The organism is Aquibacillus sediminis (genome assembly GCF_005870085.1).
GTDB lineage: Bacteria > Bacillota > Bacilli > Bacillales > Amphibacillaceae > Aquibacillus_E > Aquibacillus_E sediminis.
In genome coordinates this window covers 1-25,191 of sequence record NZ_SZNM01000024.1, presented here as the reverse complement: position 1 = coordinate 25,191, position 25,191 = coordinate 1, and the positions used below count along the sequence as shown (strand labels likewise).

At 36.4% G+C, this 25,191-nt stretch carries 29 protein-coding genes; 11 read left to right on the top strand and 18 right to left on the bottom strand.

What is annotated here, in order from left to right; all coding sequences use genetic code 11:
• Window positions 1-344: 344 nt before the first annotated feature.
• Window positions 345-1,343, top strand: a complete 999-nt coding sequence (locus tag FCI53_RS17220) for a potassium channel family protein (protein WP_138420284.1) — start codon at window positions 345-347, stop codon at window positions 1,341-1,343.
• Here the strand turns inward: FCI53_RS17220 and FCI53_RS17215 are convergent.
• The gene (locus FCI53_RS17215; protein ID WP_138420283.1) at window positions 1,338-1,739 is read right to left on the bottom strand and encodes a YugN-like family protein; all 402 of its coding nucleotides are present in this window, start codon (window positions 1,737-1,739) and stop codon (window positions 1,338-1,340) included. The genes FCI53_RS17220 and FCI53_RS17215 overlap by 6 nt on opposite strands.
• Window positions 1,740-1,927: 188 nt before the next feature.
• The gene (locus FCI53_RS17210; protein WP_138420282.1) at window positions 1,928-3,274 is read right to left on the bottom strand and encodes a glucose-6-phosphate isomerase; all 1,347 of its coding nucleotides are present in this window, start codon (window positions 3,272-3,274) and stop codon (window positions 1,928-1,930) included.
• Window positions 3,275-3,430: 156 nt separating this feature from the next.
• On the opposite strand from FCI53_RS17210, the gene FCI53_RS17205 reads away from it, so the two are divergent.
• The gene (locus tag FCI53_RS17205) at window positions 3,431-3,670 is read left to right on the top strand and encodes a DUF378 domain-containing protein (protein WP_138420281.1); all 240 of its coding nucleotides are present in this window, start codon (window positions 3,431-3,433) and stop codon (window positions 3,668-3,670) included.
• Between the two features lie 182 nt (window positions 3,671-3,852).
• Here FCI53_RS17205 and yugI read toward each other — a convergent pair whose 3' ends face one another.
• Entirely contained in the window at window positions 3,853-4,254 is a 402-nt protein-coding gene (yugI, locus tag FCI53_RS17200; protein ID WP_138420280.1) for a S1 domain-containing post-transcriptional regulator GSP13, read from the bottom strand.
• A gap of 1,008 nt (window positions 4,255-5,262) precedes the next feature.
• Here yugI and FCI53_RS17195 point away from each other — a divergent pair.
• A complete protein-coding gene (locus FCI53_RS17195; RefSeq protein ID WP_138420279.1) occupies window positions 5,263-6,429 on the top strand; it encodes a MalY/PatB family protein in 1,167 nt (388 codons plus the stop codon).
• Between the two features lie 83 nt (window positions 6,430-6,512).
• Here the strand turns inward: FCI53_RS17195 and FCI53_RS17190 are convergent, their stop codons facing one another.
• Both FCI53_RS17190 and FCI53_RS17185 read right to left on the bottom strand, forming a co-directional pair.
• The gene (locus FCI53_RS17190; protein ID WP_138420278.1) at window positions 6,513-7,091 is read right to left on the bottom strand and encodes a superoxide dismutase family protein; all 579 of its coding nucleotides are present in this window, start codon (window positions 7,089-7,091) and stop codon (window positions 6,513-6,515) included.
• A gap of 235 nt (window positions 7,092-7,326) precedes the next feature.
• Window positions 7,327-7,515, bottom strand: coding sequence for a hypothetical protein (locus FCI53_RS17185; protein ID WP_138420277.1), 189 nt, complete (start codon window positions 7,513-7,515; stop codon window positions 7,327-7,329).
• Between the two features lie 140 nt (window positions 7,516-7,655).
• Here FCI53_RS17185 and kapB point away from each other — a divergent pair, with 140 nt between their 5' ends.
• Window positions 7,656-8,030 (top strand): kinase-associated lipoprotein KapB, encoded by a 375-nt coding sequence (kapB, locus tag FCI53_RS17180; protein WP_138420276.1) that lies wholly within the window; start codon window positions 7,656-7,658, stop codon window positions 8,028-8,030.
• Window positions 8,031-8,215: 185 nt separating this feature from the next.
• Here kapB and FCI53_RS17175 read toward each other — a convergent pair whose 3' ends face one another.
• The gene (locus FCI53_RS17175) at window positions 8,216-8,479 is read right to left on the bottom strand and encodes a phosphocarrier protein HPr (RefSeq protein WP_138420275.1); all 264 of its coding nucleotides are present in this window, start codon (window positions 8,477-8,479) and stop codon (window positions 8,216-8,218) included.
• Window positions 8,480-8,722: 243 nt separating this feature from the next.
• Here FCI53_RS17175 and deoD point away from each other — a divergent pair, with 243 nt between their 5' ends.
• The 3 genes from deoD to FCI53_RS17160 all read left to right on the top strand — a co-directional run bounded on the left by deoD (window position 8,723) and on the right by FCI53_RS17160 (window position 11,048).
• Window positions 8,723-9,430 carry a purine-nucleoside phosphorylase gene (gene deoD, locus FCI53_RS17170; RefSeq protein WP_138420274.1) on the top strand — a complete coding sequence of 236 codons (708 nt, stop codon included), beginning with the start codon at window positions 8,723-8,725 and terminating at the stop codon, window positions 9,428-9,430.
• A 247-nt stretch (window positions 9,431-9,677) separates the two neighbouring features.
• Window positions 9,678-10,070 (top strand): YuzC family spore coat inner layer protein, encoded by a 393-nt coding sequence (locus FCI53_RS17165; RefSeq protein ID WP_138420273.1) that lies wholly within the window; start codon window positions 9,678-9,680, stop codon window positions 10,068-10,070.
• Between the two features lie 504 nt (window positions 10,071-10,574).
• Window positions 10,575-11,048: a divergent PAP2 family protein gene (locus tag FCI53_RS17160; RefSeq protein WP_138420272.1), complete on the top strand. Its 474-nt coding sequence runs from the start codon at window positions 10,575-10,577 to the stop codon at window positions 11,046-11,048.
• A 246-nt stretch (window positions 11,049-11,294) separates the two neighbouring features.
• Here FCI53_RS17160 and FCI53_RS17155 read toward each other — a convergent pair whose 3' ends face one another.
• From FCI53_RS17155 to FCI53_RS17145, 3 genes are all read right to left on the bottom strand, one after another.
• Window positions 11,295-11,987: a 3D domain-containing protein gene (locus FCI53_RS17155; protein ID WP_171038220.1), complete on the bottom strand. Its 693-nt coding sequence runs from the start codon at window positions 11,985-11,987 to the stop codon at window positions 11,295-11,297.
• 105 nt (window positions 11,988-12,092) lie between these two features.
• Window positions 12,093-12,404: a YuiB family protein gene (locus FCI53_RS17150; protein ID WP_138420270.1), complete on the bottom strand. Its 312-nt coding sequence runs from the start codon at window positions 12,402-12,404 to the stop codon at window positions 12,093-12,095.
• Between the two features lie 259 nt (window positions 12,405-12,663).
• Window positions 12,664-13,881 carry an NAD(P)/FAD-dependent oxidoreductase gene (locus FCI53_RS17145; protein WP_138420269.1) on the bottom strand — a complete coding sequence of 406 codons (1,218 nt, stop codon included), beginning with the start codon at window positions 13,879-13,881 and terminating at the stop codon, window positions 12,664-12,666.
• A gap of 259 nt (window positions 13,882-14,140) precedes the next feature.
• Here FCI53_RS17145 and FCI53_RS17140 point away from each other — a divergent pair, with 259 nt between their 5' ends.
• Window positions 14,141-15,124, top strand: a complete 984-nt coding sequence (locus FCI53_RS17140; RefSeq protein WP_138420268.1) for an NAD(P)/FAD-dependent oxidoreductase — start codon at window positions 14,141-14,143, stop codon at window positions 15,122-15,124.
• Between the two features lie 131 nt (window positions 15,125-15,255).
• Here the strand turns inward: FCI53_RS17140 and FCI53_RS17135 are convergent, their stop codons facing one another.
• The 4 genes from FCI53_RS17135 to FCI53_RS17120 all read right to left on the bottom strand — a co-directional run bounded on the left by FCI53_RS17135 (window position 15,256) and on the right by FCI53_RS17120 (window position 17,807).
• Window positions 15,256-15,615, bottom strand: a complete 360-nt coding sequence (locus FCI53_RS17135; RefSeq protein WP_138420267.1) for a HesB/IscA family protein — start codon at window positions 15,613-15,615, stop codon at window positions 15,256-15,258.
• Between the two features lie 56 nt (window positions 15,616-15,671).
• Entirely contained in the window at window positions 15,672-16,535 is an 864-nt protein-coding gene (gene dapF / locus FCI53_RS17130) for a diaminopimelate epimerase (RefSeq protein WP_138420266.1), read from the bottom strand.
• Between the two features lie 29 nt (window positions 16,536-16,564).
• Window positions 16,565-16,798 carry a DUF1450 domain-containing protein gene (locus FCI53_RS17125; RefSeq protein WP_138420265.1) on the bottom strand — a complete coding sequence of 78 codons (234 nt, stop codon included), beginning with the start codon at window positions 16,796-16,798 and terminating at the stop codon, window positions 16,565-16,567.
• Window positions 16,799-17,495: 697 nt separating this feature from the next.
• Window positions 17,496-17,807: a YuzD family protein gene (locus FCI53_RS17120; RefSeq protein ID WP_138420264.1), complete on the bottom strand. Its 312-nt coding sequence runs from the start codon at window positions 17,805-17,807 to the stop codon at window positions 17,496-17,498.
• Window positions 17,808-17,956: 149 nt separating this feature from the next.
• Here FCI53_RS17120 and FCI53_RS17115 point away from each other — a divergent pair, with 149 nt between their 5' ends.
• Window positions 17,957-18,181: a NifU family protein gene (locus FCI53_RS17115; RefSeq protein WP_246050140.1), complete on the top strand. Its 225-nt coding sequence runs from the start codon at window positions 17,957-17,959 to the stop codon at window positions 18,179-18,181.
• 56 nt (window positions 18,182-18,237) lie between these two features.
• Here the strand turns inward: FCI53_RS17115 and thrB are convergent, their stop codons facing one another.
• The 4 genes from thrB to yutH all read right to left on the bottom strand — a co-directional run bounded on the left by thrB (window position 18,238) and on the right by yutH (window position 22,698).
• Window positions 18,238-19,140 carry a homoserine kinase gene (gene thrB, locus FCI53_RS17110; RefSeq protein WP_138420263.1) on the bottom strand — a complete coding sequence of 301 codons (903 nt, stop codon included), beginning with the start codon at window positions 19,138-19,140 and terminating at the stop codon, window positions 18,238-18,240.
• A complete protein-coding gene (gene thrC, locus FCI53_RS17105; RefSeq protein ID WP_138420262.1) occupies window positions 19,137-20,198 on the bottom strand; it encodes a threonine synthase in 1,062 nt (353 codons plus the stop codon). Before thrC ends, thrB begins: the two co-directional genes overlap by 4 nt.
• Before the next feature lie 2 nt (window positions 20,199-20,200).
• Window positions 20,201-21,493, bottom strand: coding sequence for a homoserine dehydrogenase (locus tag FCI53_RS17100; protein WP_138420261.1), 1,293 nt, complete (start codon window positions 21,491-21,493; stop codon window positions 20,201-20,203).
• Between the two features lie 233 nt (window positions 21,494-21,726).
• Window positions 21,727-22,698: a spore coat putative kinase YutH gene (gene yutH, locus FCI53_RS17095; RefSeq protein ID WP_171038217.1), complete on the bottom strand. Its 972-nt coding sequence runs from the start codon at window positions 22,696-22,698 to the stop codon at window positions 21,727-21,729.
• Between the two features lie 133 nt (window positions 22,699-22,831).
• On the opposite strand from yutH, the gene FCI53_RS17090 reads away from it, so the two are divergent.
• A complete protein-coding gene (locus tag FCI53_RS17090; RefSeq protein ID WP_138420259.1) occupies window positions 22,832-23,341 on the top strand; it encodes a phosphatidylglycerophosphatase A family protein in 510 nt (169 codons plus the stop codon).
• A gap of 200 nt (window positions 23,342-23,541) precedes the next feature.
• A complete protein-coding gene (locus FCI53_RS17085; RefSeq protein ID WP_138420258.1) occupies window positions 23,542-25,047 on the top strand; it encodes a nitrate/nitrite transporter in 1,506 nt (501 codons plus the stop codon).
• Window positions 25,048-25,105: 58 nt separating this feature from the next.
• On the opposite strand, the gene FCI53_RS17080 is transcribed toward FCI53_RS17085, so the two are convergent.
• On the bottom strand, window positions 25,106-25,191 hold an 86-nt coding region (locus tag FCI53_RS17080), incomplete at its 5' end, for an IS3 family transposase (RefSeq protein WP_138419539.1).

The window sequence follows — 25,191 nt, the reverse complement described above, 5'->3', positions numbered from 1 at the left end:
CGATTACTAGATATTTTTATGTTAAAGCGGATGAAAGCCAATAAGCTTTTAGTTTAGTTATCCTAAAAAAATGATCAAAAAACAGAAAATTTATTACAGTGTAGGCAGAATACGGAGACTCCTGTGGGAATAGCATGAGTCCGAAGACCCCGCAGCGGTTTTTGCGAGGAGGCTGAGGCCATGCCCACGGAAAGCGGAGTATTCTGCCGGAACGATCGTATAATACATATTAAATTCAGACAGAAAGGAACGTAAATTTATGTCGTATAATACAGCTTATATGCACTAGAGATTAACAAAACTTACGATAAGAGCCTTAAAAAAGATAGGGGAAGTATGCAGTTATGAATTTATACAGATTTTGGCAATTTTATTTTCATCTACCTGTTTTTGTTCGTTTACTTTTAACCGTTCTGATCACCATGCTGTTGTTCGGTACGGTCATTCATCTAATCGAACCAGAGCATTTCCCTAGTGTATTTGATGGTATCTGGTGGGCATTTGTGACAGGATCAACTGTCGGCTATGGGGACTATGTACCCTTAAGTGCTATGGGAAAAGTTTTAGCAATTTTTCTAATTTTAGCTGGAGGCGGCGTGGTAACATTCTATATGGCTACCATATCTGCTGGAACAATAAAACAAGAACAAGAATTATCGAAAGGAAGAGTTGAATATAAAGGCAAAGATCACATTATTTTTGTTGGTTGGAATGAAAGAACAAAACAATTGGTAGACACCATTCATAAAAAAGACTTTGATGTACAAATTGTTCTAATCGATCAATCCTTAGACAATTTAGCATTCCAAAAACATTACATCCATTTTATTCGCGGAAATGCTACAGAAGATGAAATTTTGAAAAAAGCCAATATTGATGAAGCGAAGTATGTTGTTATTACGTCGGATCCTAACAAAAAAGAGCGGCAAGCAGATCAAACAAGTATCTTAACAACCCTTGCTGTTAAAGGAAATAATCCAAATGTGTATATCATATCTGAAATCTTAACCAAAGAACAAATTACCAATGCAAAAAGAGCAGGGGCAGACAGTGTTATCCGCTCCAACGACTTTATGAGCACATTATTTTTCCAAGAAATCTTTCGTGATGAACCAGTCAAACCTTTTGATGTATTACTGGAGGTATTAGGAAATCAACAATTTCACCATATTCTGTTACCACCAGAAATGAAGGGATATACTTTTCTAGAATGCTCGGATTACTATGTATCACTAGAACAAATTTTAATTGGAATCATGAGGGATGGAGAGTTAATGCTTAACCCTCCATTCGACACAAAATTAAAAGATAATGATTATTTACTTGTGTTGACAAGTCTATAATAAAATCCGTTCCACTTGCTCAATTAACCGTTTGCCTTTTTCGATATACTTATCCGAAACTTCCGCATCTGGATCTGTAGGTGATTGAAATTGGTTGATCGCTCCTTGAATGACTCCATTATCCGCATGATCCTCAACACTTGGTTGATATTTATGATGGAGTAACAAAGGTTGTCCAATCCGAACAATAGCTCCTGGTGCATCAAGCATGCCTTCTTCAAGTGTAAAGGGGATGCGGATAAATTGATAGCCATCATCGTCCGCCATCTTATAGTCGATTGATCCATGGTCATAGTCCCAATTACCACCAATGACATAGCCTAACGGTTTTAATTGCTTTTCTAGCTCATATAATGGGAATACACGGTCTTCAAGTTGTGATGGAACAGGTATCATGATAGGAAAACTCCTTTTTTATTATACTTTACCCTAAATTATCCGGTTCTATGTCTATGATCCAAATTAGCAATTTTCGAATCAAGGTAGGAGTTAACTTGGCTTTCCCTATAAAAGAAAATTAAAATTGTTTATTTTAATGAAAAAAAGGTCCTCGTCAATGACAAGGACCTCTTAAAAATTATTGTTTATAATCTTTTTTCAAGCTTTGCTTTTTCTTCTTCAAAACCTGGTTTACCTAATAACGCAAACATGTTTTTCTTATATGCTTCAACACCTGGTTGATCAAATGGATTAACTCCAAGTAAGTAACCACTTATTGCACAAGCTTTTTCAAAGAAATACACGACATAACCAAATGTATACGCATCAAATTTTGGTAGGTGAACAATTAAATTTGGAACTTGTCCATCTGTATGTGCTAACATTGTCCCTTGATATGCTTTCTCATTAACAAAATCAACTGTTTGACCTGCAAGATAATTTAAGCCATCAAGGTCTTGCTCTTCTTCTTCAATCGTAATATTTGATTTCGGTTCTTCCACATGAAGAACTGTTTCAAATAAATCACGACGTCCTTCTTGTACATACTGCCCTAATGAGTGCAAGTCAGTTGAAAAGTTTGCAGATGAAGGATAGATCCCTTTAAAATCTTTTCCTTCACTTTCACCAAATAATTGTTTCCACCACTCAGCGAAATATTGCAGTGAAGGCTCATAGTTAATAAGCATCTCGATTGTCTTTCCTTTGTTATACAATACATTACGAACTGCTGCATATTGGTATGCTGGATTTTTCGCAAGATCTTCTTCCGCTAACTCTGCTTGAGCTTTTTGGGCACCTTTCATCATTTCCTCGATGTTAACACCACTTACTGCAATTGGTAGTAAACCTACAGCTGTTAGGACAGAATAACGTCCACCTACATCATCTGGAATGACAAAACTTTCATAACCTTGTTCCGTAGCAAGTGTTTTTAACGCACCTTTCGCCTTATCAGTCGTTGCATAGATACGTCCTTTTGCTTCTTCTTTACCATATTTTTCTTCTAAGAATTTTCGATAAATTCGGAATGCAATCGCTGGCTCTGTTGTTGTTCCACTTTTAGAAATAACATTAATTGATACATCTTTATCTTTTAGTAAGTCAAACAGATCATTCATATATGGAGCACTGATACTATTTCCTACAAAAATCACTTGTGGGGTTTGACGTTGTTCAGATGTTAATTGATTGTAAAAAGAATGATTTAGCATTTCAATTGCAGCTCTAGCCCCTAAATAGGAACCACCGATTCCAATAACTAGCAAAACATCTGAATCAGATTTAATTTTTTCTGCTGACTTTTGAATTCGGCTAAACTCTTCCTTGTCATAATTTTCAGGCAAATCCACCCATCCGAGGAAGTCATTCCCTGCGCCTGTCTTGTTATGTATTGCTTCGTGTGCTAACTTAACAGGTTCTTTTAAGTAGTCTAGTTCATGTTCCCCAAAAAAGGACAACGCTTTATCATATTCAAAACGTACGTAACTCATTTATTCACCCTCCAAAATTTATTACTCCTAATTAATGTACCCTAAACAATCCATATAAATCAAGTGAAGCAATGAACAATTCTTTAAATTTTAGAATAATTTTATCAAGTAAAGATCAAAATATTTACTAAGATACATGCAAAGGAGGGATGAAAGATGAGCGGACTTCAACGTATTGCATTATTTCTCGTGATTATTGGTGCAATCAATTGGGGACTTATTGGTTTATTTCAATTCGACTTGGTTGCTGCTATATTCGGTGGCGGTGAGCAAAGTGGGGCATTTGCTCGAATTATTTATTCCCTTGTTGGGATTAGTGGCTTAATAAGTTTATCCCTTTTATTTAAACCATCTGAAGAATTGTCTGATCGTAGAGAACCAAGGACAGAACGATAAACATTATACAGTGTATCCTGTTTGACGAACAAATCTAAACACAAAGGCTCCTTATCTATCCATTCCTATAAAGAATGGGTAGATAGGAGCCTTTTTTAGTTAAGCAAGTATTAATTTGTGCTTACGGATCTAAACTTGCTTAGAATAGCGTAGCTAGCGACTACGCTATTTTGTTGTTAAGTTTATTTTTTAAATGTACTTTCACGTTCTTTGGATTGTTCAATCCAATCGTTTAGCTTATCTCGCAATGTGTTAAATCCTGGTTCAGAAGTTTGTTGCCCGCTTACTGTTTTTTGAGATTGCTTTGGCTTAGGTGCTTGTTTTGGTGCTTGTTTTGGTGCTTCTTGTGTTGCACGAATGGATAGAGAATATTTGTTATTCTCTTCATTAATAGATAAAATCTTCACCTTTACTTCATCACCGACAGTAAGGTGTTCATTTATATCTTTTACATAGCCATGTGTAACTTCAGATATATGAACCAAACCTTGTACCTCTTCATTAAGTGCAACAAACGCACCATATGGTTGAATTCCAGTTACTTTACCTGTTAAAACTTGACCTTCAGTTAAATTTTCCGACATGCTGAACAACTCCCGCTTTTTATTCATACTACTTTATACACAATTATATATTTTACCATATAATGTCTGTTTTTGAAAAAGTTATTTTCAAAATAAAGATTATTATCCTAAATAAAACTATTTTTATTTAAAAAACTTTCATGTCACATGTTTAACTTGCGCTTTTTTAGGATATAAATAGGAATGTAAGACTTTCTCGTATTCCCCCTGTGAGAGCAAAGCGTTTAACGCTTTGCTTTTTTTTTGCCGTTTTAAAAAATCGTTGTTTATGACACAATAACTATAAACTACGACGTAACTTTTTCATGATTCCTTCCATTCTTAATAAAATGAGTGGTGTTATTGCCGCTGCGGAAATACACTACGCTTTCCTGTGGGGGCTGGTGAGCCTCCTCGTTCGACCCTCACTGCGGGGTCTCACCGATGCCACTAGTCCCACGGGAGTCTCCGTGTATTTCCTCCGCTCTGGTATGTGTATCGTAATTTTATAGCTTTTTGCTTGATTTTATGACACAGAATCAATTTTCTCGTAAGTAACAATGCACTCAGGCTCAGCTATTGCTTTAGGCATCTTATCTGACGTTAATCAGAACACCACTACAGCAAAGGTTAGAATACTTCTCGAAAATAAAGACCAATTTTCTTCGTGCGATGTATCGCTGCCGAAGCCTTCCCTGTCCTATTGGAACAGCGCGAGTCGAAGATCCTCTTGGTAAAGGAACACATGCTAAGGTGGCCATGGACACGCGAGCAACGCCTGCGTGACCAACATCCTGTTGGCCCGAGGCTGTGCCTATGGAAAGCGGAGTATTCTACCGAAGCGATTGCATAGTACTCAGTTTAAATCAGAAAACAGTATAATTCACAAAAAAAGAGTTACGTCGGGGTTTCTATCAACTACGACGTTTTGAAACGCATCGAAAATCTCAAACATTTCCAATCAAAACTAATTTTATCTATAATAACTATATATGATGTGAAGAGTGTTTATTGTTAGGAGGTAGTAAAATGAGTAATTTCGAGAGAGTTCCAAATAGAAAAGGTACAAGATCAGTAAAATGGGATTTAGTTGAATCCATTTATGGATCAGAAGATGTCATACCGATGTGGGTGGCTGATATGGATTTTGAAATCCCCCAACCTGTAACAGATGCTTTGGTAGAAAGAGCACAGCACGGAATATTCGGTTATACATTCACAGATCCTTCCTATACCAAGTCCGTAACGAATTGGCTGGAAAATCAACACCAATGGCATGTAAGTGTTTCATCAATTCTATTTAGTCCTGGTGTCGTTACTTCCTTACACATGGCAATTCAAGCTTTTACTGAACCATCAGATAAGGTACTTATTCAAACACCAGTCTATCCACCATTTTATAAAGTGATTGAAGCTCATGACCGTACATTGGTAACCAATCCATTAAAATATGAAAATCATCAATACCAAATTGACTTTGATGATTTCGAGAAAAAATTACAACAAGGGGTTAAAGTATTTATTCTTTGTAACCCTCATAACCCTGTTGGACGCGTCTGGACCAAACAAGAATTAGAAAAAATGGCACAATTATGTTTGCAATATGATGTATTGCTACTTTCAGATGAAATCCATGCTGATTTAATCTATTCTGGCCATAAACATATTCCAATAGCATCCCTATCGGATGAAATTAATCAAAAGACGATTACCGCTATGTCTCCAACTAAAACATTTAATTTGGCTGGTTTACAAGCATCATTTGTCGTGGTTGCTGATAAAGAAAAACGCGATAAATTAAAACAGTTCTTTGAGAAACAAGGCATTAATATGTTAAATACAATGGGAAACACAGCATTAGAGGCAGCATACACACAAGGGAAAGCATGGCTTAATGAATTGTTAGACGTGTTAGAATCAAACCGTAATCTTGTTATCGATACATTTAAAAATCGTGACGAAATTACAATTATTGAGCCAGAAGGCACTTACCTAGTTTGGATGGACTGTAGAAATATGAATATGCCTCATCAAGATCTTAAGAACTTTATGCAAGAAAAGGCTAAAGTAGGGTTAAACGATGGCGTATCGTTTGGTGACCAAGGTGATGGATTTATGCGGATGAATATTGCTTGTTCACAAGCAACACTTGAGAAGGGGCTAAATCAAATCATTCACGCCTTAGATCAAAGATAGCAAAGCTCCAGAAGCGTTTCTTAATTCTTATTTACGAACGCGATGGTACTATGAAAAACTTAGGTGCTACCATTTAGTAGCACCTATTCTTCTGTATCTTCATCGGTTTCTGTTGGATCTGTTGGAGCCTCTTGATCCGCCTCATCTAAGGAGATCACACCACATGCGATTCTTTCTCCAGCGTTACCAGCGGGTTGTGAAACACCATCATCCTGTTTTTGATGAATAATTAGAGAAGTGCCATCTTCTTTTAAAATGGATGTATTTCCATCTGTTAAGGTTGCTCCGTTAATCTGAAGTTCAGCCTCATCAACCATTCCATCTTCACTAACCTCGATATTAGGTAGGTCACCCAAATGAGAGCCTTCTGGGTGCATTAAACCATGTTCATTTCCTTCTGGATTATAGTGACTTCCAGCCGACTTAAAATCTGGCCCTTCACATTCTGGATATTCATGGACATGAATACCATGTAAGCCTGGCTCTAACCCTTCTACAGAAAGCGTTACTTGAACACCATCTGCCTGCTCATTTAATGTCGCTGTACCAATCGAATCTCCCGCTGGATTATACATGGTTACGTCTATTGGCGAACGCTCCTGTCCCTGACAAGCTGAAATAAGGAAGAGAAAACTAACCATGAACATTGTTACCATTCTCATCTATGTATTCTCCCTTCTTGAATAATCTCAATCTAGTATTGACAATTGGTAAACATTCTATTCCTTTATCTCTATAAAGAAAACTTGCCAACTTTGGCAAAGACAGAGGCTTAGTTGCACTTATAACTTTTACTAAATTCTTGTAACTTTTTAACTACGCTAACGATTCATCTGCGACAAAAGTTTTTATACTTTCCTATCAGTTTAAAAAGACCCCCACCAAATGGTGAAGGCCTTAAGTGTCGTCTTTATAATCTGATGTACGATCCAATTGATACTGGTGATCGACTTTCTCTTCCTCTTTCTTAGATAAACGTTTAAACATATACATTGTGACAATCGCACCAATCACAATAATAATTAAACTAATAATAGATGGTATATAGCTTGTTTTATCTTCTGGAAAATATAAAAACTCCATCATCGGTTCAATCACATCCTTTATTCACATTATAACAAATCATGGCTGGTCTCCACTATTTATAGGTTTGAAAACTTGAATTTTCTAGCATTACTCTGTCACAATTACTATAGTCAGTCAAACACCACATGGAGGTTGATTCAATGAATATAGATGACATTGTAAAAGCTCATTACAAATCTGGAACCTATATCGGCAAACTGGTTGAAGACAGAGGAGAGAAATATTTAGTTCAAGTGTTAGCTGTAATCAAACACCCACTCCAGGGTGACATTCATAATTATGGCCAATTAGATGGTGTCTTTTTTCACCAACGAAAAGCATTGAGTTACTTGGAAAAAATGAATGTGAACAAATCTGCTGTCCATCCCTATGGGGAAGAAGTACCTGATTATCAAACTTCTTTAAGACAAGCTGTCGAAGCTCTTAAGGATAAACTAACAAAAAAAGATACTGAATTTAATCAAGCAGCATTAGAAAACTTAAATCAATTAGAAATGATGTATTTCAGTAAATAAAATGAACATCCGTGAGTTTCTTGGTCACATAAATATTTCACTGAAGAAATTAAATTTTACAACATAGAACTTGAGGTCAATGTGCGTTAGAGTCAGCATAAAGATTGACCAAGTTTCAAAGTACTTACATGATTGCAAAGAAAAAAAGCTAGAGGTTGCTCTAGCTTTTTTCTATACCCTATATGTTACTCTCCAAGATGTTCTTTAATTGTCTCTGCAATCCCTTCGATTGCATTGTCTTCATCTCCACCATCGGCAGTAACTGTCACTTCTGCCCCTTGAGGTACTCCTAGTGACATAACACCCATAATAGATTTTAAGTTGACAGATTTTCCATTATAGTGAAGTTCTATCTCTGACTGAAACTGACCAGCTTTATTCACCAAAATCGTAGCCGGTCGTGCGTGAATACCTGTGTCATCCGTAATTTTAAATTTTTGTTCTTTCATTAGTATTCCTCCTATTTCCAAGCTTACAGTTGGAATAAAATCGTTTGTACATATATGGTTAGGTTCCAATATATGTGAAATTCCGAACTAAACTTATTATATACGAAAATGATTAGATTAGAAACTATATCGGAACCTTTTTTATATTTTTTTTGATTATGGGTCAAACATACCAACACAAATTTGTTTTCTAGTTCCTGGTATGGTACGTTACTTTTATAAAATAGTATAGGAGGTAAGATCATGAGTGTTCATATTGGTGCAAAACAAGGAGATATTGCGGATACAATATTGTTACCAGGAGACCCATTACGGGCAAAATATATTGCCGAAAACTTTTTAGAGAATGTTGTTTGTTATAATGAAGTCAGAGGTATGTATGGATATACGGGTACATATAAAGGTAAAAATATTTCCGTTCAAGGTACAGGAATGGGTGTACCCTCTATTTCTATTTATGTAAATGAATTAATCCAAGAATACGATGTCCAAAAATTGATCCGTGTTGGGACATGTGGTGCTCTACAAAAAGATGTAAAAGTTAGAGATGTTATTTTAGCATCTACCTCTACCACTGACTCTCAAATGAATCGTATGAACTTTGGAGGCATTGACTTTGCTCCAACTGCAAACTTTGACTTATTAAAAGCAGCATACGAATCAGGGGAAGATAAAGGCTTAAACCTACGTGTTGGTAATGTATTTACAAGTGATAGTTTCTACCGAGATAATGCTAAGGAACTATTCGAACTGCTGGCAAGTTATAATGTTCTAGGTGTAGAAATGGAAACAACTGCACTGTATACACTTGCTGCAAAATTCAATCGCCAAGCATTATCTGTACTCACTGTTTCTGATCACATCATTACTGGCGAGGAAACAAGTGCACAAGAACGTCAGACAACGTTTAATGATATGATTGAAGTTGCACTAGAGGCAGCAATTAAATAGAATGAAACTTCAATACCCCAGGATAAAAGATCACGACTATCGTGATCTTTTTTATATCTAATTCGTAACATATTTAGATTGTATATAGGATATAGAATTTAACATTTAGTTATGTCGAGGCTGTTTTTTAAAGAGTGTTGTTTTGTCGCAATAAATTTTTATGGATTACGCCACTCTACGCGTTAACATGAACACTTCTCTTGTCAACTAATATACTATTCATAGGTGTAACAAAAGGAGGAATAGTATGTTTTATCGGCAGGACCATTATTACCCCTATTACTATTGGAATTACTATCCAGGTCAACCAGTATATCCTTATGATGTACAAAGATATAGTCGGCCAAATTTTCCCGAAGTGAATCCAACACAATTGAAAAAATCAGCAGAATCATTTAAACCATTAATGCATGAGGTAGACAAGATTATTCATGAATTCACAGATTCAGATGACTTTGCATATAAAGTGTTAGATGCGGCCCAACGATCACAGACGGAAAAAATCCATCAATATATGGAAGAAATCGGCATAACCCATCCGATGGAAATAAACTACAATCCAGATAGCTTACAGCTTAAATTAATAAATCAAGTTGACGATATGGATAGCAGTATTCTTCGCGTCTCCCTTCATTGGTAAACCTACCATCGTGAAGAAATTGATAAAAGGATTCGAAAAAAGAATTATTTCATCATCAATGATTACCTACCTATAAATAGGAGTAACTGAAGTTCCTATAGTTGCTCAGATGAGCGCTTAACAATTTGCATTAGTATACCGGTGACTTTCTTTAAGCTTCTATCTGTTGCTAATATAATAGGTTGTACTGCTGAGTGAACAAATGAACCGAAGTTACTCCCTTATTTATTTGTATCATCGTCTGAGTTATTGTCTAATAATCTATTGATGGTATATACATAGTAGAAGAGTGTTCGTCTTTCCATCCATTACCGCCAACATTCCTACATGAAGAAGTGAGACCAACAAAAGAGTGCGCTCGGGTTCTTATTCGGACCCAAACGCACTCTTTTGTTTTGGTATAGATTGGTTAAAACAACTATTTTTTTGAATAATTATTAATCGTCTTATGATATAATTGAATCACTGTACATACATGACCGTGACAGAGAAAGGGTGTTAAACGTGGATTTATTTTCAAATTTTCCTTTATGGACTGCGCTTTTTGCCATTGTTTTTGCACAAGGTATTAAGATCCCAATCCATTTCATCGCAATGAAAGAATTTAAGCCGGGCTTAGCTTTTAGTACTGGAGGAATGCCAAGTAGTCATTCCGCTGCAGTTACAGCTGTCACAACCGGTATAGCTATTGAACACGGATTGTCTTCAGGCCTTTTCGCTGTGTCCTGTGTATTTAGCATCATTATTATGTTTGATGCGACTGGCATTCGCCGTCAAGCTGGTGAACAAGCTATTTTATTAAATACACTTGTGAAAGATTTTCAATATTTTGTTGAGGAAGCAAAGGTCTGGTCTAAAAAAGGAGAATATGAGAAGAAAGCGGAATTAAAAGAATTGCTAGGCCATCAACCAATTGAAGTCTTTTTTGGCGGACTTACTGGTATCCTACTAGCATTTGTCATTTATCCATTATTTTAATCCTTAAAGTGAAACTTAATCATTGAGGACCTTCCGTACTGCAATGATTGTTAGGTACTAACTTAGCTGCAGTTCATTGAGACATATCCTGGCAGCCCCATCCTCTCTTATCTTCTTTGGTTTTATTTCATAGATTGAGATGGGCTCTTACGGACAGTTACATGCGGGATAAATCTTGAGTTAATTAAAAATAGGAAAACCTCCAAGGGGTTGCTTTTCAAAAAAGCAATTTCTTGGAGGTTTTTGTTAACCTTTTCGGACTTGATCACGGAATACCTGTAATGATTCCGTTTCATTAAGGTCTTGCAACGCTTCTTCAGTTAAGCTTCCATCACCTTTTTTAATGATATAAACTTCGACTTGTTTTTTTCCCCACTTTTCATAAACATCTTCAACCGTAGGGTAATATAAATCAATTTTATTCCCTTGAATGGCTGACCCTTTATCTGCAACTACACCATAACCATAATCAGGTATATACATAATGGTTCCAATCGGATACACACTCAAATCTGCTGCAATTGTTGAATATAAATCCCGTTTAACTTGAACACCGGAATAAGTTGTTCCAAATTCTGGATGATCTGGGGATTTACCAGTTGACTCTATCCCAGCTGTATAACCAGTTGCAGTAACCGTTGTACTAGGATATTGTTCAAAATCAATTGCTTCTTCTAATGTTTTTGGTCCTTCAATTTGTTGACTTGAAATATATCTTGTTGTTGCTTGCTGATGATTCAAACGCTTTTTACTCAATGCTATGTCTCGTTGTGGTTGTTCTAACATTGGTATTGAAAATTTTTCGCTCCCCACACGGTTGCTTGAACTACCATACTCTAAGTGCACAGCAGAGACATTTGTAATAAAAGCAAATGTTATATAAAAAGCTACAAGAAATAAAACAGTCATGACAATTCGCTTCAAAAGCTTAATATTCATCATTTTTTCGATAACACCTCTCTCAAAATGTCATCTTTTCCAAATGATGAATGTTTTATACACGAATAATAGCCAAATTACAGAATGATAGCGTAAACTGGTAACCTAGAACATCCGATACCCGTTTTTTCTTAGTAACTTTATAACAATCCCCGATGTAATGGTTCCAATGAAACCAAACGACAGTATGAGAATGTCCTGAGTGGTTAATTGAGTAATATTCCTAATTACTGTAGAAATTGCTTCCACCGGTTGACGAACATAATTTGATAGTGGAAAATCGTCTACAATTAAGAATATAACAATTGGATACAAAAAAGACATAATCCAAGTTTGACGTAATAACATATTTAAAATAAAAGCAATCCCAAAAAATAATACAAAAAATAATACAATAGAAACAACCAATTGTAGCATGAACTTTCTCCCCTCAAATCCCCTAATTAATCAATTTTATTCCATTATGACGCACACATCGAAAGCTTGTCTAGTAGCAAGCCTTAGAGCTATTGCACTTATACTGTTTCTATAACATTTTGCTTTTCCTCTGCAATAACTTATATCATTTCTAGTATAAACAAGGTTATTTTTGTTTGCTAGGTTCGTTAAGGCTATATAATGCACCGTAACCTCTAAAAAAAGCAAGGACAGTGACTTGTCCTTGCTTTTTGCCATCTTAAAAGATATTAAATTTACCTTTTTTAAGTAATAAGCCAATACCGCCTAGTTTGAATAATGAACGGTTATCAATCACTTTTTTCATAAGAGATGCTGTGAATCCGAATAATTTCTTATCACCGAATACAGCTCCCATTGCGTCACTGTGACCTAGTGAAGCAACTGTCCCTCTGTTAATGAATTCAAAAGCTTCTAACTCGTCCTCACCTTTGACAAGTTTTGCTAAATTATCTGCGCACACTTCTGCTTCTTGCATTGCAATTTGTGCAGTTGGCGGATATGGTCTTCCAGTTTCTTCATTCATAATTAATGCACAATCCCCTACAACGAACACTTCTGGGTGTGAAGGTGCGCGTAGTTCTGGCGAAACCTCTACTTTACCACGATTATGTTCTAAACCAGACTTCTCAACAATACTATTGGCACGAACTCCAGCAGCCCAAACAGTTGTCTTGGTTGCAATCGTTTCTTGTTCACCATCTTTTTCAAATGTAATACTATCTGGTGTACATTCTTTAAGCATTGCTCCTAACTTAAATTCAACACCGCGTTTTTCTAGAGAGTTCATTGCATATTCCACTAATTCTGGATCAAATCCAGGTAAAATAGTTGGTGCACCTTCAACATTAATAATACGTACTTGATCACGGTCAATGTCGTATTCTTTACATAACTCAGGTACGCGGTTAGCTAGTTCACCAAGAAATTCAATTCCTGTGAAACCTCCACCACCAACAACAATGGTCAAACGTTCTGGTTTCTTTTCTTTTTCATTGTTGTACATCGCAAAGTTATAATCAATATGCTCTCTTATTAAACGAGATTGATTAATGTTACCAATTGTAAATGCATTTTCTAATAGTCCCGGAATACCAAATGTAGCTGCTTCAAATCCTAGGCCAACAACAAGGTAATCATATTCTAATTCCCCATCTTCAAGAATTACCTTCTTATCATCTGGTTCAATTGACAGGACAGTATCTTGTACAAAATCAATCTTTGAAGTGTTAATAATATCTTTAATTGCAAATCGTGCTTTATCAGGCGCAATCGTTCCTGCTGCTACTTCATGGAGCCATGTTGACTCATAGTGATAATCATGCTTGTTTACTAATGTAATCGATGCATCATTGACGCCTAGCTTTTTCTGTAGTTTCACCGCTGTCATTAATCCACCATAGCCTGCTCCAAGGATCAAAATTCTTGGTTTCTTCATCTCTAATCACTTCCAATTTCATATTTTGTCAATTTCTTTACATCGTGATATAATTCACGTAATCCGACACAAAATTGTAATAATTATTCCAATGCTTATAGTAGCCTGTTTCATCTAAATTTTCAACCCCTTAGTATTGATACAGAAAATTCTGTTAATTACCTAGTGATAAGCATTAGCCAATTACACATAATCAAGAATTATGATAAACTATATGTTGTTCTACATATAGTTTATGTATATATAGGAGGAATGAATCATGACTGATCAGGTTTATGATGTCACAATTATTGGTGCCGGCCCTGTCGGTTTATTTACTGCGTTTTACGGTGGTCTTCGTCAAGCCAGCGTTAAAATTATAGAGAGCCTTCCACATATTGGTGGTCAATTAAGTGCCCTTTATCCAGAAAAATACATTTATGATGTAGCTGGATTTCCAAAAGTACGTGCTCAAGAACTTATTGACAATTTAAAAGAACAAACAGATCTGTTCGATCCAACTATTGTCTTAAATCAATCCGTGGAAACAGTGGAACGTACCGATGATGACGCATTGAAAATCACCACATCTACGGACGTCCATTATACCAAAACACTTATCATAACAGCAGGTAATGGTGCTTTTCAACCTCGTAAGTTATCCGTTGAAGGTGCTGAACAGTATGAGGGAAAAAACTTACATTACTTCGTTGACAATATGGAAGACTTTCGTGATAAAAAAGTTGTGTTATTTGGTGGAGGAGACTCAGCGGTTGATTGGGCATTAATGCTTGAACCAATTGCCAAAGAAGTAACGCTTGTTCACCGTCGTGATAAATTCAGAGCACATGAACACAGTGTTGAGAATTTATTTAACTCATCTGTACGAATTATGACACCTTATGTGCCGGATCAATTAATTGGTAATGACCAGATCGAGCAAGTGAAATTAACAGAGGTAAAAGGCGATCATGAGGAAATCATTGATGTTGATCATGTTCTTGTTAATTATGGATTTATCTCGTCACTCGGACCTATCAAAGATTGGGGCCTTGAAATCGAAAAAAATAGTATTGTCGTCAACTCAAAAATGGAAACAAATGTACCGGGAATTTATGCTGCAGGTGACATATGCACTTATCCAGGAAAAGTTAATCTCATAGCGTCAGGTTTTGGTGAAGGACCAACAGCAATTAACAACGCGAAATCTTACATTGATCCTAGTGCACGTGTACAACCAAAACATTCAACAAGTATGTTTTAAAAAAAACAGGCTGTCAAGGACAGCCTGTTTTTTAACACGTGGACGTTTCAAGTTTTCACAACTAGAATTTTACTGATGTTCAAAATAGAGACTGCTTGTTCTTATCAAACAGCTTCTTTCCTAAGTTAGGTTTAACAATTCTCCGGTGTGCCTTCACGCTCTTTTGCCTTAAATGAAGATCCACAACCACAAGACACAATGGCGTTCGGATTATCGATTGTAAATCCCCCACCCATCATGTTTTGTTTGAAATCAATTGTCGTGCCTTCAATGATCGGAATATCTTGTTTGGTAATCGTTAATGGTATACCGTTCACTTCTTCCGTCATATCTAGATCTTGATTTATATCTTGGTCAAATCCCATCGAATAGGATAAGCCACTACATCCTCCGCCTTTTACACCAAAACGCAAACGAATATTCTCACTATCTTCATCTTTCATCATTTCTTTAATTTGGAGACTTGCGTTGTCTGTAATATTTAATACCATTTGCCATCCTCCTTAAATGATACTCACTAAAGTATACTAAACAATCCAATGCTTATTCAACTCTGTTGATTCCAGAAAAATTTTCCAGTGCATGTTGTAACAGCACTTCCTGTCATCCATACTGTCCCATCTTCAGCCCATGTAATCGTTAAATCTCCACCACTAAGATGAACAACAACAGATTGTCCTCTTGTTACATAGCCATTTAACGTAGCTGCAACCACTGCAGCGCATGCACCTGTACCACAAGCTTGGGTAACACCAGAACCTCGCTCCCATACCCTAAAATGAATCTCCTTATTTGAAACAACCTCAACAAACTCAACATTTACTCCTTCAGGGAAACGATCATCATTCGTCACAATTGGGCCTAGTTCATATAATGGTGCTTCATTAATATCCTCGACAAAAAACACCGCATGTGGATTCCCCATCGATACCGCTGTCACTTGTAATCGGCGTTCATCTAATTCAAAGGCTTCTGCAATGACGCTTTCATCATTTTTTCCAACCATCGGAATTTTAGAACGTTCTAAGATTGGAGGCCCCATATCCACTGTTACTTCCTCCACATAATTAGGATCACCTTGAACCTCTGCAGTAACATTACCTGCTTTTGTTTCAATTTGAAAAGTCTTTTGATCGACTAGCTGATTTTCATAAGCATATTTTGCAACACATCTTAAACCATTGCCACAGTTCTTTCCTTCAGAACCATCTTTATTAAAAATCCTCATTCCTACATCTGCTGTTGTTGAAGGATGAATTAAGATCAGACCATCAGAACCGATACCTGTATTCACATCAGCAACATCGATCGCTAGTTTAGATAATAAGCCTTCTTCTAGATCCATATGAAATAAATCTAAGAAAATATAACTGTTTCCTAATCCATGCATTTTTGTAAATGGTATTTCCATCGTGAACACCCTCTATTTCCTTATTGTATTTAGTCAAAATTTTCATCTATATAGGCATATACCTTGTCTAGTAATTCTTCTGTATTATTCGCTGTAACAGGTTTGCCCTCCACAACAGCAACTAAATGACGCGAACAAATACCACAAAACCTCCGACAACCTGTTTCAAAAACATCAAGGTCAGGGTCTTGCTCTAATTCTTCCTTCGCTTTTTGAGACCCTCGGACAATATTATTGATACAAAATTCTATTTTAGGATTCATAAACACTCCTATTGCTGAAAATATAAGGCTACGCTTTGGTTAATATGACACATAAGCTGTATTATGTGCAGTAAATTAATCATGACTTTTTGCCATCCTTAATATTGGAAGGTGTTGAACAAACGCTACGGCAATACACTACGCTTTCCACGGGCGGCTGATGAGCCTCCTCGCTCGTCCCTCGCTGCGGGGTCTCACCTAGGCCTTTCCTCCCGTAGGAGTCTTCGTGTATTGCCTCCGCTTTTCTAGAACTTTGAAGCTTTATAGAGCGTTACTTAATAAAAATAATAAAATATACCTTTTTATTTATTGTTAATTGACATGTTGTAACATAATATTGCAATTAATTTACTACTCTTGAATTTACTGCAGTATAAAACCTACCAATAATCAGAAAACCTATTTTAGTGGAGGCAGAATACGGAGACTCCTCGAAAATAAAGACCAATTTTCTTCGTGCGGTGTATTGCTGCCGAAGCCTTCCTTGTCCTATGGGAACAGCACGAGCTGAAGATCCACTTGGTAAAGTGGTTTTCTTTACCAAGTTAGCTGAAGCCGTGCCCATGGAAAGCGGAGTATTCTGCCGGAACGATATATTCGAACTTATTTCAATCAGAATGCCAGAAAGTAAATTTAGTATAGTTACTGCACATAATACAGCTTATGCGCATTAGAACTATAATAGGTTTTCCCCTTGTTATGATACTCCCAGTTGTTCTAAGGCATGATATATTGGTTTTAATCGCGGGATTCCTTCCGCTACAATTTCGCCGTTTACTAAAACTAATGGATAAAATAATTCATCGTTATTGATTTTTTCAATAAATGTATCATTCCTTGGAGGCTGATCAATATCAATGTATTCGTACTCAATCGAAGCAGTCTCATACTTTCTTGCAATCGCGGCTTGTAGCCATTCATACGTTTCTTTAGAGCCTGGTGCATTAACACAACTTGCACAAATTCGATCTGCACCATAAACCGTTAATACAATTCTACTTGTACTCATTTAGAAAGCCCCCCTCATTAAATGGAATAGTTTTATTTTACAAAAACTAACGATAAAGATAAAATAAAAGTACTTAACATTTCAATCAAGATGGATTTTTCAAACAAAACAATCTATAATATAATTGTAATAAAGAAAGGAGAAGATGGATGATGCAAGAGCAAGTACAAGAAGTTTTAAATAAGCTGCGTCCATTTTTACTGCGTGATGGTGGCGATGTTGAATTAGTTGATGTTGATGATGGCATTGTACGTCTTCGTCTAATGGGAGCATGCGGAAATTGTCCAAGTTCTACGATTACGTTAAAAGCTGGTATCGAGAGAGCTCTTATGGCTGAAGTACCTGGCGTTACCGAAATTGAACAAGTATTTTAAATAAACAATCCCATATGAACATAAAATCCTCCGTATCAACGGAGGATTTCTTTTGTTTAAAATGAAGCATTTAGTTTCATCGTTGTGACTCCCTCATTCTCCACTTGCAATGGTAGCCATTCAAATTCTGGAAACTGTTTCTTCCAAATAGGCAATTGTTTCTCAACCACGTCGTTAGCAACGATTGCAATAATGGTTGGGCCTGCCCCACTTAGAAAAGAGCCATATACGGTATCATCTAAAAAGGTTGTCACCTCATCATAATGTGGTACTAATTTTTTACGGTATGGTTGATGGAAACAATCTTTTTTCATCATCTTTCCTAGAAGTTCCCAATTATGCTGACATATTGCCGCTACACTCACATTTGCCACACTACTCGCATGTACACTTTCTTTATAACTGAACTGAGTTGGCAATGCAGCACGCGCTTCTTTCGTTTTCAATTCAAACGATGGGATAACAGCTAGAAAGGTTACATCTTGTACAGGGACTTTCAACCAATCGACTTCTCCATCATAATGACCAATGATACAACCACCAACTAGTGATGGAGCTACATTATCTGGATGACCTTCAATAGATGTAGCAAATTGTAATTTCTCTTCTTGAGATAAATTTAATTCCAACAATAGATTTGCTAACTCAATTCCTGCAATGGTTGCAGTCGCACTACTCCCTAATCCTCTTGCTAATGGAATATTGCTCGTTACCTCTACTTGACAAGGTGGCAACTCTTTTCTCTCAAATTCAATTGCTGTTTGTTGTGCAATTTTATAAATAAGGTTTTCTTTTCCTGTTGGGGTGTCCTTTAGACATTCAGACTGCGGAACGAATTCCCAAGACGACTGTGACGGGGTTACTTTTAGTTCAAGGTATCGATTTAACGCGAGCCCAATTGAATCAAATCCAGCACCTAAATTCGATGTACTTGCAGGAACCCTAATTACCCAACTCATACCATAACACTGTCCATGATTGCCTGGACGACACTTTCTTCATCATTTGGTAATACGCGTGGTTTTACTTCCCCATAGTCAATCGCAGTATTTGGATCCTTTAACCCATTTCCTGTTAATACGGTTACTACTGTCGAACCTTTTTCAACTTTATCTTGCTTTAATGCTTTAAATAGACCAGCAATCGATGCACAAGAGGCAGGTTCAGCAAAAATCCCTTCATTTGCTGCTACCCATTGATATGCTTCAATCATTTCCTCATCCGTGATCTCATCAATAGCACCATTGGATTCATCTCGAGCTTGAACAGCTTTGTCCCAGCTTGCTGGATTACCTATTCGAATTGCCGTTCCAACTGTTTCAGGGTTCTCAAATATCCGATTATGAACAATCGCAGCTGCACCGCTTGCTTCGAAGCCCATCATTTTTGGAAGTCCTGTTTGTTTACTTTGATGATATTCTTTAAAACCTTTCCAATAAGCTGTTATATTTCCAGCATTACCAACAGGAATAAATAAATATTCGGGTGCCTTTCCTAACGTATCACACACTTCAAATGCTGCAGTTTTTTGTCCTTCTATCCGATATGGGTTAACAGAGTTTACCAATGTAACATCCTCAGTCTCACTTAACTTTCGAACAATTTTAAGTGCATCGTCAAAGTTCCCTTCAATGGAGAAAATATCTGCACCATACATAACCGCTTGCGCTAATTTTCCTTGTGCTATTTTCCCTTCAGGAATGACAACGATACACTTCAATCCAGCTCGTGCTGCGAATGCTGCTGCCGATGCAGAAGTGTTACCCGTAGAAGCACAGATCACTGCTTTTGCCCCGTCTTCTACAGCTTTAGCCATTGCCATCACCATTCCACGGTCTTTAAAAGAACCGGTTGGGTTTATCCCTTCCACTTTTGCATACGCATTGATCGAGTACTGTTGGGATAGCTTTTCTAATTTGATTAACGGTGTGTTACCTTCCATTAAACTGATTTTTGGTGTGTTTTGATTCACTGGTAAATAATTTTCATATTCGTGTAAAAGTCCTTGCCAACTCATTATTATTCCTCCCCGTCCACGCGGTAATAACTAATCATTCGATTCACAACTGCTAAATTTTTCAATTGTTCCAGACTATTTACTAATTGTTGTTTACTAATCTTATGGGTAATCATGACTATCTCTGCCGTTCCTTTTTCACTGCCTGGAAGCTGCAATATTTTTGCAAAGCTAACTTTCTCGTCAGTAAATATATTCGTGATTGCTTGGAAAGTTCCTGCTTGGTCATCTGCTTCCATGCGCAAGAAATATTTCATGTGCTTTTCATGGTTTTCTTTCAACTGTGTTTCAAATTGTGGACCTACATGCGCATTTCCACTAATACCTAGACGAATATTTTTCACTACTTCCATTAAATCGGAGACAACTGCTGTTGCTGTAGGTAAGCTACCGGCACCAGGTCCATAAAACATCGTCTCTCCAACTGCTTCTCCATCCACATAAACGGCATTGTATTCATTTTTCACTTGTGCTAATGGATGTTCCGTTGGTAAAAGAACAGGTTCGACACTTAGTTCTACTTTTCCATTATGAATCGCAGTAATACCAATTAATTTAATGGTATAGCCGAGATTTTCTGCAAAACTTATATCTTCTTGTGTAATATCCCGGATACCTGTTACTTCCACATCATCTAAACTAAATTCCATTTTAAAAGCTAAGTTTGCTAAGATCGTCATTTTCCGTGCGGCATCTAACCCATCAACATCTGAAGTTGGATCAGCCTCTGCAAACCCTAATTCTTGCGCTTCCTTAAGCACAGGTTCAAATGCTAATTGTTCATCAGTCATTTTGGTTAAAATATAATTGGTGGTGCCATTGACAATCCCCATTATTTTTCGAATACGATCTGAAGCCAAACCATCTGTTAAAGTTCGAAGGATGGGAATACCACCAGCAACACTTGCTTCGTAAAAAATATCACATTTATTTTCTTTGGCTGTTTGTAATAGTTTTTGCCCATGAACAGCCATTAAGTCTTTATTAGCAGTAACGATATGTTTCTTATTTCTCAACGCTTTTTCAAGAAGGAGGTTGGTGTCATCAATCCCCCCCATTAATTCGACAATAACATCAACATCAGGATTACTTACTAATTCTTCTGCGTCTGTCGTTAGCTTATCGGGATCTATTTCTTCATTTCTTGGTTTATGTATATCATTTACCAAAATTTTATTTACAATAATGTCAGAACCCAACTTATGCTTGATTTCTTCTTTATGGTTTTCTAATATTTTTAAGACTCCAGTTCCAACAGTTCCCAAGCCACATAATCCTATGTTAATCACACTCATGTGCTTCAACCTCCTCTTGTTTCTCTTCCATGTACATTTGTTTATCTATAGAGGACATTATACCTCCCACACTAAGGAGAATCAAGATACAAATGCCTAAAAATTGAGAAAACTTGCAGAGTAATTGAAGTTTCACATTATACTTTGCTTTCAACATAAAAATACCGGACAATAAGCCCGGTATTTTAACTTGATCTATAGTTGGTTCCTAAGTAAACTCCACATCCTCTACATCACCAATCTAATACTGGGATATGTAGTGTGGAAGAATCTATATTCAATTCTCTAAAAAAGTTTTTCATCGTTTGTTCATAATACGCTTGGTTTTCTAGCAAATAATTATATGTTTTGTAATGATCCCTCTGATCCCCACTTGCTAACGTTTTTTCAATAAAATCATATAAGTGAATAGGGAATAATAACCGTGCATACAATAAACGCCAACTAAATATTGATAAAGGCTGAACCTGTTCATAATCCGCAATAAATTGGCGGACTTTCTCAAATGAACGGTCATCATCCTGTAATAGCAAGAATCGAATATGTTCAGCTAGATCTCGAATTGGATGATCATAAACTAAATCATCTGACCAGATCATTTGTTGCCGCATGTGATCATGGTAACGCTGAAAAGTAATTGTCGGACGATCACTATGATCGAACCGTTGCTCTTGTTCTGTTTCTTGTAAATATTGAATGGCATTCTCCGATAAGCCAATAATATAAGGAAACGTATCGATAAACAATCGCTGAAATGGTGAAACCGGACGTTCCCGATACTGTTGTTGATAGATTGTTTCAAAGGCTTCCACCTTATTAATCCAGAGTGTTTTCCATTGTCCATAACTTGAAATATAATTTGGTTGATATGGATAATCCACGCCTTTTTGATGAAAAGTAGCTAATGACTGGCCATGTGACAACGAAAATGATCGTGATTGCAATATTTGATGGTAAACAATAAAGTCCTGTTCATCCTGATGTGTTGCAATTTGATTTTGAGTGTTTAACATTGGAGACGTAATCATTTCTATACCATTATCTTTTAAAAAATCACTGATTGCTTTTTGTTCGTAATATATTTCTTCATTATATTGTATTGGAATGATAAAATATACATTATTTCCATCGGTATATCCGTCGTAGCCGTTAATGGTTGTTTTTCTTCCGTTAAAGTAGGGAACATAATGTTTTAAAAGTTCCAACAGGCAAATCTCCCCTTTTTGCTTTTAATTAAGTTTATGTTATATGTATATAAATCTGAACCATATTTGATGATTTAAACGTATGATAAGAGGGAAAACTAATACTATAAATTTAAAGGTAAGGTGAAAAGTGATGGAACAACATACAAGCGCAACTGAGTTAGAAAAAAAAGCAAGAACATGGATGAGCGAACGTGGCGTGACAGTGAAAGACATTGCCGAACTCGTTTACTACTTACAACACAAATATAATGAAGAGCTAACAATGGATGATTGTAACCACCATGTTAATAAAGTTTTAATGAAACGAGAAGTGCAAAATGCGATTATTACTGGGATTCAGCTAGATGTGCTAGCTGAACAAAAGAAATTAGAATCCCCATTGCAAGAGACGATTGAAACAGATGAAAGTTTATATGGTGTGGATGAAATTATTGCCTTTTCCATCGTCAATGTATATGGATCGATTGGTTTTACTAATTATGGATATATCGATAAACAAAAACCAGGTATATTAGAGAAATTAAATGATAAGAACAGTGGAGAATGTCACACATTCTTGGATGATATTGTTGGTGCTATTGCTGCAGCAGCGTCCAGTCGCCTTGCACATAGTGCAGCAAATGATAAAAGTGTAGATTAATCTTAACTTAATCCTCCATATGTGTAACAGATTGTTCACATATGGAGTGAATCCCTTCTATTCAACCATCCCCAGCACCTATTTACTTAAAATTTAAAAAAGCTGTGATGTTTTTCACTAAAAATAAGAATCATGCCCATTAAACTAGCGTTAGATTATTTTTCCCAACTAGATATATATGAAGAAAGGAAGATTCTTTAATGAATAAGCAGAAATTACAATTACCACTGCAAACATCCAGTTTAATCGCTGGCTTCATGGTATGGGTGTTAATATCTTCCCTAATGCCTAGTATTAAACAAGATATACCCCTGACTCCAGGACAAGTATCACTTGTGACAGCAGTACCTGTTATTTTAGGATCGATACTTCGAGTACCCATTGGTTATCTGACAAATCGCTATGGAGCTCGCATTGTATTTTCAATCAGTTTCATTATTTTACTATTGCCTGTATTTTATATCAGTGTTGCCAGTTCAATGTTTGATCTGATTATTGGAGGTCTAGCAATAGGTGTCGGTGGCGCAATCTTCTCTGTAGGTGTTACCTCCTTACCTAAATATTATCCAAAAGAAAAACACGGTTTCGTTAATGGGATCTATGGTGCTGGTAATATCGGTACCGCCATTACTTCTTTTGGTGCACCAGTCATCGCAGATATGATTGGTTGGGTAGGCACCGTTCGAGTATTTTTAATTATAATGCTTGTTTTTGCCGTATTAAACTTTTTATTTGGTGACCGTAATGAGCCAAAAGTTCATGTTGCTTTAACCAAACAAATCAAAGAGGTCTATAAAAACTCTACTTTGTGGTTCTTATCTTTATTTTATTTCATTACATTCGGTGCGTTCGTAGCCTTTACTGTTTACTTACCAAACTTTCTAGTCGATTATTTTAATTTAGATCCAGTCGATGCAGGGATGCGAACTGCTGGGTTTATCGCACTAGCCACAGTCCTACGTCCGATAGGTGGTTGGTTAGCAGATAAGTTTAATCCGTTTATCATTTTAATGTTTACATTTATTGGTATTACCATATCTGGTGTGATTTTATCCTTCTCACCTAATATCGAACTTTACACTGTCGGAACCCTTCTCTGTGCGATTTGTCTAGGGATAGGTAATGGTACAGTATTTAAACTTGTTCCACTATATTTCAGTAAGCAAGCAGGTATTGTAAATGGTATCGTTGCTGCTATGGGTGGACTAGGAGGATTCTTCCCACCATTAGTGTTAACAGCAGTATTTAATATTACTGGACACTATGCAATTGGCTTTATGGCTTTATCTCAATTTGCTTTAGTTAGTTTTGTAATTGTTGTTTGGATGTATTATCAAGAAAAACTTGATATTGAAAGTCAAATCATTGAAGGAACAGTTGAAGGAATCATGGTTACAGATTCCAATGGAACAATCCAAAATGTAAATCCTGCCTTTACAAGAGTTACTGGTTATGATGAAGAAGAGGCCGTTGGTAATCGCCCAAGCATGCTAAGTTCTGGTAAACATGATGCTAAGTTTTACGAAGAAATGTGGAATAGCATTAATGAAAAAGGAGCTTGGGAAGGGGAAATATTGAATAAACGTAAAAATGGCGAAATTTACCCAGAATGGCTCACAATAAGTGCTATTAAAAATAGCGGTGGAGAAATTCAGTGTTATGTTGGGATGTTTAGTGATATTTCGGGTACTAAACACCAATCATAAAAATAAGAGTCGCTCTATTAAACTGGCACCCGTGTCAAGGACACTATGAAAAAAGAGATTAAGCTACTTGAAGATGATTCCTATATTGGATAGGGGTCATCTTTTTTAAGTTCCATTGATATCGATAATTGTTATAGTAAACCA

What these genes read in the sequence shown, in the direction of transcription:
- FCI53_RS17120 (WP_138420264.1), bottom strand. Translation starts at nt 17,807, where the DNA reads ATGAGTACAAGTAGAATTGTATTAACGGTTTATGGTGCAGATCGAATT.
- thrB (WP_138420263.1), bottom strand. Translation starts at nt 19,140, where the DNA reads ATGAGTTGGGTAATTAGGGTTCCTGCAAGTACATCGAATTTAGGTGCT.
- FCI53_RS17220 (WP_138420284.1), top strand. Translation starts at nt 345, where the DNA reads ATGAATTTATACAGATTTTGGCAATTTTATTTTCATCTACCTGTTTTT.
- FCI53_RS17085 (WP_138420258.1), top strand. Translation starts at nt 23,542, where the DNA reads ATGAATAAGCAGAAATTACAATTACCACTGCAAACATCCAGTTTAATC.
- FCI53_RS17175 (WP_138420275.1), bottom strand. Translation starts at nt 8,479, where the DNA reads ATGAAAGAACAAAAATTTAAAATTACGGATGACACAGGTATTCACGCA.
- yugI (WP_138420280.1), bottom strand. Translation starts at nt 4,254, where the DNA reads ATGTCGGAAAATTTAACTGAAGGTCAAGTTTTAACAGGTAAAGTAACT.
- dapF (WP_138420266.1), bottom strand. Translation starts at nt 16,535, where the DNA reads ATGGAAATACCATTTACAAAAATGCATGGATTAGGAAACAGTTATATT.
- FCI53_RS17195 (WP_138420279.1), top strand. Translation starts at nt 5,263, where the DNA reads ATGAGTAATTTCGAGAGAGTTCCAAATAGAAAAGGTACAAGATCAGTA.
- FCI53_RS17185 (WP_138420277.1), bottom strand. Translation starts at nt 7,515, where the DNA reads ATGATGGAGTTTTTATATTTTCCAGAAGATAAAACAAGCTATATACCA.
- FCI53_RS17140 (WP_138420268.1), top strand. Translation starts at nt 14,141, where the DNA reads ATGACTGATCAGGTTTATGATGTCACAATTATTGGTGCCGGCCCTGTC.
- FCI53_RS17125 (WP_138420265.1), bottom strand. Translation starts at nt 16,798, where the DNA reads ATGAATCCTAAAATAGAATTTTGTATCAATAATATTGTCCGAGGGTCT.
- FCI53_RS17215 (WP_138420283.1), bottom strand. Translation starts at nt 1,739, where the DNA reads ATGATACCTGTTCCATCACAACTTGAAGACCGTGTATTCCCATTATAT.
- FCI53_RS17210 (WP_138420282.1), bottom strand. Translation starts at nt 3,274, where the DNA reads ATGAGTTACGTACGTTTTGAATATGATAAAGCGTTGTCCTTTTTTGGG.
- FCI53_RS17100 (WP_138420261.1), bottom strand. Translation starts at nt 21,493, where the DNA reads ATGAGTGTGATTAACATAGGATTATGTGGCTTGGGAACTGTTGGAACT.
- deoD (WP_138420274.1), top strand. Translation starts at nt 8,723, where the DNA reads ATGAGTGTTCATATTGGTGCAAAACAAGGAGATATTGCGGATACAATA.
- FCI53_RS17190 (WP_138420278.1), bottom strand. Translation starts at nt 7,091, where the DNA reads ATGAGAATGGTAACAATGTTCATGGTTAGTTTTCTCTTCCTTATTTCA.
- FCI53_RS17115 (WP_246050140.1), top strand. Translation starts at nt 17,957, where the DNA reads ATGATGCAAGAGCAAGTACAAGAAGTTTTAAATAAGCTGCGTCCATTT.
- FCI53_RS17145 (WP_138420269.1), bottom strand. Translation starts at nt 13,881, where the DNA reads ATGAAGAAACCAAGAATTTTGATCCTTGGAGCAGGCTATGGTGGATTA.
- FCI53_RS17135 (WP_138420267.1), bottom strand. Translation starts at nt 15,615, where the DNA reads ATGGTATTAAATATTACAGACAACGCAAGTCTCCAAATTAAAGAAATG.
- FCI53_RS17150 (WP_138420270.1), bottom strand. Translation starts at nt 12,404, where the DNA reads ATGCTACAATTGGTTGTTTCTATTGTATTATTTTTTGTATTATTTTTT.
- kapB (WP_138420276.1), top strand. Translation starts at nt 7,656, where the DNA reads ATGAATATAGATGACATTGTAAAAGCTCATTACAAATCTGGAACCTAT.
- FCI53_RS17205 (WP_138420281.1), top strand. Translation starts at nt 3,431, where the DNA reads ATGAGCGGACTTCAACGTATTGCATTATTTCTCGTGATTATTGGTGCA.
- FCI53_RS17155 (WP_171038220.1), bottom strand. Translation starts at nt 11,987, where the DNA reads ATGAATATTAAGCTTTTGAAGCGAATTGTCATGACTGTTTTATTTCTT.
- FCI53_RS17090 (WP_138420259.1), top strand. Translation starts at nt 22,832, where the DNA reads ATGGAACAACATACAAGCGCAACTGAGTTAGAAAAAAAAGCAAGAACA.
- FCI53_RS17165 (WP_138420273.1), top strand. Translation starts at nt 9,678, where the DNA reads ATGTTTTATCGGCAGGACCATTATTACCCCTATTACTATTGGAATTAC.
- thrC (WP_138420262.1), bottom strand. Translation starts at nt 20,198, where the DNA reads ATGAGTTGGCAAGGACTTTTACACGAATATGAAAATTATTTACCAGTG.